The organism is Streptomyces sp. Q2, from assembly GCF_056820935.1.
This window is the reverse complement of sequence record NZ_JBXEJE010000055.1, coordinates 46,004-56,214: the sequence shown is the minus strand read 5'-3', so window position 1 is coordinate 56,214 and position 10,211 is coordinate 46,004. Positions and strand designations below refer to the sequence as shown.

The following is a 10,211-nucleotide window of genomic DNA, read 5'->3' as shown; positions in this document are numbered from 1 at the left end:
ACCCCGCTGATCACCCAGCTCAACACGATCCGCCGCGCACACCCCGCCCTGCGGCAGCTGCGCGATCTCCACTTCCACCACGCGGATCAGGAGGCGGTGATCGCGTACTCGAAGCGGAGCGGCTCGAACACGGTTCTGGTGGTCGCCAACCTCGACCCCCACCACACCCAGGAGGCCACGGTCTCGTTGGACATGCCGCAACTCGGCCTGGAATGGCACGAGTCGGTGCCGGTGCGCGACGAGCTCACCGGTGAGACCTATCACTGGGGCAGGGCCAATTATGTGCGCCTCGAACCGGGCACCCGGCCCGCGCACATCTTTTCGGTTCTGCGACCGTCCACCCCGCAGATCGGAGGGTCACCCACCTAATGATCGTCAACGAGCCCGTCCACGACACCTTCGAGGACACCCCGGCCAAGGACCGGGATCCGGAGTGGTTCAAACGCGCCGTCTTCTACGAGGTCCTCGTCCGCTCCTTCCAGGACAGCAACGGTGACGGCGTCGGCGACCTCAAGGGCCTGACCGCGAAACTCGACTACCTGCAGTGGCTGGGCGTCGACTGTCTGTGGCTGCCACCCTTCTTCAAGTCACCTCTTCGCGACGGCGGATACGACGTCTCGGACTACACCGCGGTCCTGCCCGAATTCGGCGACCTCGCCGACTTCGTGGAGTTCGTCGACGCCACCCACCAGCGCGGCATGCGCGTGATCATCGACTTCGTCATGAACCACACCAGCGACCAGCACCCGTGGTTCCAGGAGTCGAGGAAGGACCCGGACGGCCCCTACGGCGACTACTACGTGTGGGCCGACGACGACAAGCAGTACCAGGACGCCCGGATCATCTTCGTCGACACCGAGGCCTCCAACTGGACCTTCGACCCGGTCCGCAAGCAGTACTACTGGCACCGCTTCTTCTCCCACCAGCCCGACCTCAACTACGAGAACCCCGCGGTGCAGGAGGAGATCATCTCCGCGCTGCGGTTCTGGCTGGACCTGGGCATCGACGGCTTCCGGCTCGACGCGGTGCCGTACCTGTACCAGGAGGAGGGCACCAACTGCGAGAACCTTCCGGCGACCCACGAGTTCCTCAAGCGGGTCCGCAAGGAGATCGACGCCTCCTACCCGGACACGGTGCTGCTGGCGGAGGCGAACCAGTGGCCGGAGGACGTGGTCGACTACTTCGGCGACTACAGCTCCGGCGGCGACGAATGCCACATGGCGTTCCACTTCCCGGTGATGCCGCGCATCTTCATGGCGGTGCGCAGGGAATCCAGGTACCCGGTCTCGGAAATCCTCGCCAAGACCCCGGCCATTCCGTCGAGNTTCGGCGACTACAGCTCCGGCGGCGACGAATGCCACATGGCGTTCCACTTCCCGGTGATGCCGCGCATCTTCATGGCGGTGCGCAGGGAATCCAGGTACCCGGTCTCGGAAATCCTCGCCAAGACCCCGGCCATTCCGTCGAGCTGCCAGTGGGGCATCTTCCTGCGCAACCACGACGAGCTCACCCTCGAAATGGTCACCGACGAAGAGCGCGACTACATGTGGGCGGAGTACGCCAAGGATCCCCGCATGCGCGCCAACATCGGCATCCGGCGACGGCTCGCCCCGCTGCTGGACAACGACCGCAACCAGATCGAGCTGTTCACCGCGCTGCTGCTGTCCCTCCCGGGCTCGCCGATCCTCTACTACGGCGACGAGATCGGCATGGGCGACAACATCTGGCTCGGCGACCGGGACGCCGTACGCACGCCGATGCAGTGGACCCCGGACCGCAACGCGGGCTTCTCGTCCTGCGACCCGGGACGGCTCTACCTGCCCACGATCATGGACCCGGTCCACGGCTACCAGGTGACGAACGTCGAGGCCTCGATGGCCTCCCCGTCCTCGCTGCTGCACTGGACCCGCCGCATGATCGAGATCCGCAAGCAGAACCCCGCCTTCGGTCTGGGGTCCTACACGGAGCTGCCCTCCTCCAACCCGGCGGTGATCGCCTTCCTCCGGGAGTACGAGGACGACCTCGTCCTGTGCGTGAACAACTTCTCGCGGTTCGCGCAGCCGACGGAGCTGGATCTGAGCGCGTTCAACGGGCGGCATCCGGTCGAGCTGTTCGGTGGGGTGCGTTTTCCGGCCGTAGGTGATCTGCCGTACCTGTTGACTCTCGGCGGACACGGGTTCTACTGGTTCCGGCTCCGCAAGGACGCGGCATAGCCGCACAGCGACCGGCTCAGCCCGGCCGAACCCCGGGCGGGTCGGTTTCCCCCGCCCCGCCCGGGGCACGCATCAGTAACACCCCGCCCACCCGGGGAAAGGACGCGACGCCATGTCGGAAGCCGTCACCCGTAACGCCACGACACATCCCGGCCTCCTTGCGTCACTGGACCCACTGCTGCGGGAGTGGCTGCCGCGGCAGCGCTGGTTCGCGGGCAAGGGCCGCCCGGTCACCGGCTTCTCCCTGGTCGCGGCCACCGAGCTGCTGCCGCCGACGGCGAAGCAGGGTCTGTACCACCTGCTGGTGCGCGCCCACCAGCCCCTCACCCTGGGCAGCCCGCCGCATCCCGGTGACTGCTACCAGCTCCTCATAGGCGCGCGCGAGGCGCTGCCGCCCCGGCTGGCGCCCGCGCTGATCGGCCACGTCGACGAGGGCCCGCTCGCCGGACACACGGTGTACGACGCCCTGCACGACCCCCGGCCCGCCGAACTGCTCCTGGAGGCCGTGCGCAGGCGGGCCCGCATCGGCGGCCTGCGCTTCGACCGGGACCCGCAGCAGGAGATCCGGGACGGGCTCGTGCCCCGGGTGATGACCGCCGAGCAGTCGAACTCGTCGATCGTCTATGGAGATACGTTCATTCTGAAGCTGTTGCGCCGGATCGTGCCCGGCACCAACCCCGACCTGGAGCTGCCGCTGGCCCTCGCCGGGGAGGGCTGCCCCCGGGTGCCCGCGCCGACGGGATGGCTGCTGGCCGAGCTGGCCGGTGAGTCGTACGTCCTCGGCGTCCTCCAGCCCTTCGTGCAGGGCGCCTCCGACGGCTGGGAGCTCGCGCTGCGGGAGCTGGCCAAGGGTGAGGACTTCAGCGCGGAGGCGCGGTCGCTGGGGCGGGCCACCGCCGAGGTGCACACCGCGCTCGCCCGGGCGCTGCCCACGGCCACGATCGGTCACACCCAGCTCCAGCCGCTGGTCGACGGCATGATCGAGCGCCTGGAGGCGGCAGCGCAGGCGGTGCCCGCGCTACGGCCGCACGCGCCGGGGCTGCGCTCCGCGTTCACCGCGCTGGCCGACCTGGCCGCCGAGGGCCGTACCTGGACCGCGCAGCGCATCCACGGCGACCTGCACCTCGGCCAGTGCCTGCGCTCGCCCTCCGGCCAGTGGTCGCTGATCGACTTCGAGGGCGAGCCGTCGAAACCGCTCGCCGAACGCCGGATGCCACAGCCGCCGGCCCGGGACATCGCGGGAATGCTCCGCTCCTTCGACTACGCGGCCCACTCCGCCGACCAGCCGGTGCCGGGCTGGGCCGAGGCGTGCCGGGCGGCGTACTGCTCCGGGTACGCGGAGGTCAGCGGCGTCGATCCGCGGACCGACCCGGTTCTCCTGCGCGCCTACGAGACGGACAAGGCGATCTACGAGGTCGTCTACGAGGCCCGCCACCGCCCCGACTGGCTCCCCGTGCCGATGGCGGCCATCGAGGGCTACGTGACATCCGACCTGATCTGACCGACCAGAGCTGCCGACCAGACTTTTCGCCGAGGAGGCCTCGCCAGTGACCCCCCGCACCCCGTCCAGCGGTTCGGATCCGAAGAAGACCGCTGCGCAAGCCGCGAAGAGTGTGAAGAAGGCCGCGGAGAAGGCGACCGCGCCCAAGGAAGCGGTGAAGAAGGCTGCGGCGAAGAAGGCCACCGCCGAGAAGTCGGTGACGAAGAAGACCGCGGCGACGAAGGCGACCGAGACGGCCAAGAAGGCCGCCGCGAAGAAGGCCGGCACGAAAAAGGCCACCGTGACCGCGACCACCGCGGCGAAGGCCACCACCAAGAAAGCCACCGCCAAGAAAGCCACCGCGAAGAAGACCGTCACGAAGAAGGTCACCGCCCCGATTCCCGTTCCGACGCCGGAGGCACCCGTGGTCGTCTCCCCTGCCATGGACGCCGGTGACCGCGAGCGCCTGCTCGCCGGCACCCACCATGCCCCCCACTCCGTACTCGGCGCCCATCCCGTGCCCGGCGGGGTCGCCTTCCGCGCCTTCCGGCCGTACGCCCTGTCCGTCACGGTCGTCGCCGGGGATCTGCGGGCCGAGCTGCACGACGACGGGGACGGGTTCTTCTCGGGCCTGCTGCCGCTGCGGGACGTCCCGGAGTACCGCCTCCTCGTGGCGTACGAGGCGACGGTCCAGGACACCGAGGACGCGTACCGCTTCCTGCCCGCGCTGGGCGACCTCGACCTGCACCTGATCGGCGAGGGCCGGCACGAGCAGCTGTGGACGGCGCTCGGCGCCGAGCCGATGACCCACCAGGGTGTGGCCGGCACCCGCTTCACGGTGTGGGCGCCGAACGCGCGGGGCGTGCGGGTGGCCGGCACCTTCAACTTCTGGGACCCGGCCGCCTATCCGATGCGTTCGCTCGGCGGCACCGGCGTCTGGGAACTGTTCGTGCCCGGCATCGGCGAGGGCGAACTGTACAAGTTCGAGCTCACCCGCCAGGACGGCTCCAGGACCCTGCGCGCCGACCCGCTGGCCCGCCGTACGGAGGTCCCGCCCGCCACCTCGTCCGTCGTGCACGCCTCGCACCACGAGTGGCACGACGAGGAATGGCTGGCGCGCCGCGCGGACGCCCCCGCGCACGAGGCCGCGTTCTCGGTGTACGAGATCCATCTGCCGTCCTGGCGACCGGGACTGACGTACCGTCAACTGGCCGAGCAGCTGCCGGCGTACGTCAAGGACCTCGGTTTCACCCACGTCGAGCTGATGCCCGTCGCCGAGCATCCCTTCGGCGGTTCCTGGGGCTACCAGGTCACCGGCTTCTACGCCCCCACCGCCCGGCTGGGCACCCCGGACGACTTCAAGTACCTGGTCGACGCGCTGCACCAGGCCGGGATCGGTGTCCTGATGGACTGGGTGCCGGCGCACTTCCCGCGCGACGCCTGGGCGCTGGCCGAGTTCGACGGACGTCCGCTGTACGAGCACGAGGATCCGCTGCGGGCCGCCCACCCCGACTGGGGCACCCTGGAGTTCGACTACGGCCGCCGTGAGGTGCGCAACTTCCTGGTGGCCAACGCGGTGTACTGGTGCGAGGAGTTCCACATCGACGGCCTGCGCGTGGACGCCGTGGCCTCGATGCTCTACCTCGACTACTCCCGCGAGCCGGGCCAGTGGACGCCGAACGAGCACGGCGGCCGGGAGAACCTGGACGCGGTGGCGTTCCTCCAGGAGATGAACGCGACCGTGTACCGCCGGGTGCCGGGCGTGGTGACCATCGCGGAGGAGTCCACGGCCTGGGACGGCGTCACGCGCGCCACCCACCACATGGGCCCGGGCGGCTTCGGCGGTCTCGGCTTCGGCCTGAAGTGGAACATGGGCTGGATGCACGACTCGCTGGACTACGTCAGCCACGAGCCCGTCCACCGCAAGTACCACCACGGCGAGATGACGTTCTCCATGGTGTACGCCTACAGCGAGAACTACGTCCTGCCCATCTCCCACGACGAGGTCGTGCACGGCAAGCGGTCCCTGGTCTCGAAGATGCCGGGCGACTGGTGGCAGCAACGCGCCAACCACCGCGCCTATCTCGGCTTCATGTGGGCCCACCCCGGCAAGCAACTCCTGTTCATGGGGCAGGAGTTCGCCCAGGGAGCCGAATGGTCGGAGGCCCACGGCCCCGACTGGTGGCTCCTCGACCCCGCGTACGGCGCGGAGCCCGAGCACCGGGGCGTGCGTGACCTGGTCCGGGACCTCAACACCGTCTACCGCCACACCCCGGCGCTGTGGCAGCGCGACACCGACCCCGCCGGCTTCCAGTGGGTGGTCGGCGACGCGGCCGAGGACAACGTCTTCGCGTTCCTGCGCTACGACGCGGAGGGCAACCCCCTGCTCGCCGTCTCCCACTTCTCCCCCGTCGTCCGCCACGACTACCGCCTCGGCGTCCCCGACGACGTCCCGGCCTGGTACGAGGCCCTCAACACGGACCTCGGGAGGTACGGCGGCAGCGACGTCTCCAACCCCGACGCCGTCAAGCCGGAGGCCCAGGGCTGGCACGGCCGCCCGGCGAGCATCCGCCTGACGCTGCCGCCACTGTCGACGGTGTGGCTGCGGCCGGCCTGAGCCGGAAAGGGCTGGGCGCCCGGTCTCCCTCCTCTGGAAGGCGAAGCCGGACGCCTGTGTTCAGGGCGCCGTCACCGCAGGTGGAAGCCCCTTCCGAGGTGCGTCAGCCCTCCCTCTTGCCGCCGTGCATCAGGCGGCGCAGCACCGCCAGCAGTCCCCCCGAGTGGCCGTTCCCGCCGTGTCTGCCGTGGGTGGCGGGCACCGGTTCCGGGCCGGGTGACGGCAGTGCACCGGCCGCCAGCTCGTACCGGACCGGCAGCAGTCGCAGCCCCCGGACCACGGGACCCGACCGCCAGGGCAACTGGTCCGGGGGAAGGGTCAGTTCGGCCTTGGCGAAGTGGTCGAAGACGCGTCCCACGGCCGTCGTCACGATCAGCCCGCCCAGTTCGCGTGCCGCGCTGGGGCACTGGTGCGGTCCGGCGCCCCACCCGAGGTGAGCCCGCGTGGAGACCGCGGAACCGACCAGGTGGGAGGAGCCGAGAGCCAGCAGGTCCCGGTGAGCCGCCGCCGCGGACGGTGAGACCACCTCTCCGGCCCGCACCCAGAAGTCGCCGAGCCGGACGTCCCGCGCGGCGAACCGGAAGCACATGTTGGCGACCGGCGGATTCGCCAGCGCGGCCCGGTTGACCGTCTCGCCCAACTGCCCGGCGGACAGGCTGCGGCGGACCGTCGCGTTGCCGCGCAGCACCTCCAGCAGCACGTTGAGGACCATGTTGCCGGTGATGTCGTTCACGTAGACGGCGTTCATGAACAGCTCACGCCCGAGCTGTTCGTCGCTCAACTCCGGGTCGGCGAGCAGCATGTACGACGTGAGGTCGTCGCCGGGGCGGGCGCGGCGGTGGGCGGCGAGGCGGGTCATCGCGGCGAGGGCGCGGCCCGTCGCGGGGCCCGCGTCCGGCCCGCCGTCCAGCATCCGCCACAGGTCCATGACGAGGTCGTCGCCGAGTTCGACCGGGCAGCCGAACAGCTTGGTGGTGACCATGAGCAGCAGCGGCCGGGTGTACTGCGCCCCGAGGTCGGCGAAGCCCGACGAGCCGGACTCCGCCGCCAGCATCCCGACGAGCTCGTCGGCGTAACGCGCCACCGAGGCCCGCAACTCCCAGCCCTCGGGGCTGCGGGCGTCCTGGAAGGGGCCGAGGGCCGCGTGGTGGGTGCGGCGGGCCACCCGGTGCTCCTCGTCGTCCACGAACATCATCTGCCGTACCTCGTAGCCCGCGAGCAGGGGCCACTCGCGCGGCAGCCGCCCCTCGGCCCGGGCCCGCCAGTACCGGACGTCGCGCCGCCACTGGCTCTCGTTCCTCAGCACCTCCATCACCTCGGGATAGCCGAGAGCCAGCCACACCGGTACGCCCGCGAGACCGACCGGTGCGACCGGCCCGTACGTGCGCCGCAGCCGCTCGTACACAGCACCGGGGTCGGCGTCGAACTCGGAGGTGAGCAGCGGTTCGACGGGCAGCTCCGCGAGGGTGGGGCTGCCGGCCGGTGCGGTGGGGCGGGACTGGGCTTCCATACCGCCACGCATACCGCACCGACCGTGCACGTGCAGTGACTACGTCACGAACTGTTACGGCTCCTCTACGAATCCGGTGTCCGGGAGCCCGCGTCTACCCGAGCGCCTCGGCCAGCGGCCCCGGCAGCCGCCCGGTGTGCAGCACCCCGAGCCGCTGGGTCGCCCGGGTCAGCGCCACGTACAGGTCGCTCGTGCCGTACCGCGCCGGCTCGACCACCAGCACCGAGTCGAACTCCAGGCCCTTCGACTGGCGGGGGTCGAGAAGGACGACGGTCCGGGTGAGGTCGGGCTCCGCGCCCGCCGTCACTCCGTCCAGCCGGGCGGCCAGGGCGCGATGCAGGTCGCGCGGGGCGATGACCGCGAGGCGGCCCTCGGCCGGGGTCAGTTCCCCGACCGCCTTGGCCACGGCTCCGGGCAGGTCGTCGGTGGCGCGGGCCCAGGGCCGTACCCCCGTCGACCGCACCGAACTCGGCGGCTCGAAGCCGGGGTGTTCGGCGCGGACGACGGCCGCCGCCACGTCCATGATCTCGGCCGGGGTGCGGTAGTTGACGCCGAGCCGGGTGTGCTCCCAGCGGTCCTCGACGTACGGCTCCAGAATCCCGGACCAGGAACCGACACCGCCCGCCTCCGACGTCTGCGCCGGGTCGCCGACCAGGGTCATCGAGCGGGTCGGGCTGCGCCGCATGAGCAGCCGCCAGGCCATCGGCGACAGCTCCTGCGCCTCGTCGACGATGATGTGCCCGAACGCCCAGGTGCGGTCGGCCGCCGCGCGCTCGGCGGCGCTGCGGTGGTCGTCCTCCTCGTGGCGTTCGGCGAAGCGCTCCGCGTCGATGATGTCGTGCGCGGACAGGACCTCGGAGTCCTCCTCGTCCTTGTCCTCGAACTCGTAGGTGCGAGAGGCGTACGAGACGTCCAACACGCCCTGCGCGTAGGCGACCTGGTTCTCCCGCTCCCGCTCCGCGCGCGCCCGCGCCACCCGGTCGTCCTCGCCGAGCAGTTCCGCCGCCTCGTCGAGCAGCGGTACGTCCGCCACGGTCCACGCCCGTGTCACCGGGCGGCGGACGGCGGCGGCGTCCTCGTCGCCGAGGTATCCCTCGGGTGCCGCGAGGAAGTCCGCGACCAGGCGCCGCGGGGTCACCCTCGGCCACAACCGGCCGATCGCGGACCAGACTTCGGGGTTCTCGGCGAGTTCGTCGCGGATCTGGGTGATGTCGCTCGGGTCCAGCAGGTTGGAGCCGTCGTACGGGTCCGTGCCGATGCGTTCGGCGACCATGTCCGTGAGGGTGTTGAGGATGTGGCCCTCGAAGTGCTCGCGGGCCGCGTTGTGCGGGAGGCCGGCGGCTCGGGTGCGCTCGCGGGCCATGTTCACGAGGTCGTCGTCCAGCATCAGGATCTCGCGGTCGTGCTCGATGGCGATCACCGGGTCGGGCAGCGCCTGGCGGTCGCGTACGACGGCGGCGAGGACGTCCGCCATGGCGGCGCGGCCCTTCACGGCGGCCGCCTCGGGTGTGTCGGTGGCCCGTGCCCTCACGCCGGGGAACAGCTCGCCGACCGTCGCCAGCAGGACGCCGGTCTCGCCGAGCGAGGGCAGGACCTCGCCGATGTAGCCGAGGAAGGCGGGGTTGGGGCCGACGATGAGGACGGCCCGCTTGGCGAGCAACTCCCGGTGTTCGTAGAGGAGGTACGCGGCGCGGTGCAGGGCGACCGCCGTCTTGCCGGTGCCGGGGCCGCCCTCCACGACCAGCACCCCTCGATGCGGGGCGCGGATGATCTCGTCCTGTTCGGCCTGGATGGTCTGCACGATGTCGTTCATCCGGCCGGTGCGCGCGGAGTTGAGCGCGGCGAGCAGTACGGCGTCGCCGCTCGGGTCCTCGTGGCCGGTGCGGGTGGCGTCGCCGAGGTCGAGGATCTCGTCGTGCAGGGCGGTGACCCTGCGGCCCTCGGTGGTGAGGTGCCGGCGCCTGCGCAGACCCATCGGGGTGTGGCCGGTGGCCAGGTAGAAGGGGCGGGCCACGTCCGCCCGCCAGTCGATCAGGACCGGCGTGCGCTCCGCGTCGTCGGTGCGCAGGCCGATCCGGCCGATGTGGTGGCTGACGCCCGAGGTGAGGTCGATCCGGCCGAAGCAGAGCGAGCCGTCCACCGCGTTCAGCGCGGCCAGCAGCCCCGAGCGCTCGGCGACCAGGATGTCCCGTTCGAGGCGGGCCTGCATGGGCGTGTTGCCCTGGGCGAGCGCGTCCGTGACGGAGCCCTCGGTGTCGCCGCGCAGGGCGTCGACGCGCACATACAGCCCGTCGATGAATTGCTGTTCCTGCCGCAATTCAGTGTCTTCACTGTGGGGAAAACCGGTGTTTGACAATTCCGCTCCCGCCCGGATATACTGTGCTCACTGAG

Annotated in this window: 5 protein-coding genes and 2 pseudogenes; 5 read left to right on the top strand and 2 right to left on the bottom strand. The window is 70.9% G+C overall.

Translation table 11 applies throughout. The features are described from left to right. From ACWBNA_RS41595 to glgB, 5 genes and pseudogenes are all read left to right on the top strand, one after another. A partial coding sequence (locus tag ACWBNA_RS41595) for an alpha-glucosidase C-terminal domain-containing protein (RefSeq protein WP_482709785.1) occupies positions 1 to 369 on the top strand: 369 nt, incomplete at its 5' end. Further along, positions 369 to 1,307, top strand: a pseudogene (locus ACWBNA_RS41590) (alpha-amylase family glycosyl hydrolase); the annotation flags it as partial. The gene ACWBNA_RS41595 and the pseudogene ACWBNA_RS41590, both read left to right, overlap by 1 nt. 18 nt (positions 1,308 to 1,325) lie before the next feature. Continuing rightward, a pseudogene (locus tag ACWBNA_RS41585) lies at positions 1,326 to 2,213 on the top strand (alpha-glucosidase C-terminal domain-containing protein); the annotation flags it as partial. A 112-nt stretch (positions 2,214 to 2,325) separates the two neighbouring features. After that, positions 2,326 to 3,714 (top strand): maltokinase N-terminal cap-like domain-containing protein, encoded by a 1,389-nt coding sequence (locus tag ACWBNA_RS41580; protein WP_482709784.1) that lies wholly within the window; start codon positions 2,326 to 2,328, stop codon positions 3,712 to 3,714. Between the two features lie 46 nt (positions 3,715 to 3,760). Beyond that, the gene (gene glgB, locus ACWBNA_RS41575; RefSeq protein WP_482709783.1) at positions 3,761 to 6,310 is read left to right on the top strand and encodes a 1,4-alpha-glucan branching enzyme; all 2,550 of its coding nucleotides are present in this window, start codon (positions 3,761 to 3,763) and stop codon (positions 6,308 to 6,310) included. Positions 6,311 to 6,413: 103 nt separating this feature from the next. On the opposite strand, the gene ACWBNA_RS41570 is transcribed toward glgB, so the two are convergent. Next, on the bottom strand, positions 6,414 to 7,820 hold the full coding sequence (locus ACWBNA_RS41570; protein WP_482709782.1) for a cytochrome P450 family protein: 1,407 nt from the start codon (positions 7,818 to 7,820) through the stop codon (positions 6,414 to 6,416). A 94-nt stretch (positions 7,821 to 7,914) separates the two neighbouring features. After that, a complete protein-coding gene (locus ACWBNA_RS41565; protein WP_482709781.1) occupies positions 7,915 to 10,137 on the bottom strand; it encodes a HelD family protein in 2,223 nt (740 codons plus the stop codon). Between the last annotated feature and the right edge of the window lie 74 nt (positions 10,138 to 10,211).

Bases quoted from the DNA above. Each gene is read 5' to 3' on its own strand.
- ACWBNA_RS41580 (WP_482709784.1), top strand. From the start codon at position 2,326: ATGTCGGAAGCCGTCACCCGTAACGCCACGACACATCCCGGCCTCCTT.
- ACWBNA_RS41570 (WP_482709782.1), bottom strand. From the start codon at position 7,820: ATGGAAGCCCAGTCCCGCCCCACCGCACCGGCCGGCAGCCCCACCCTC.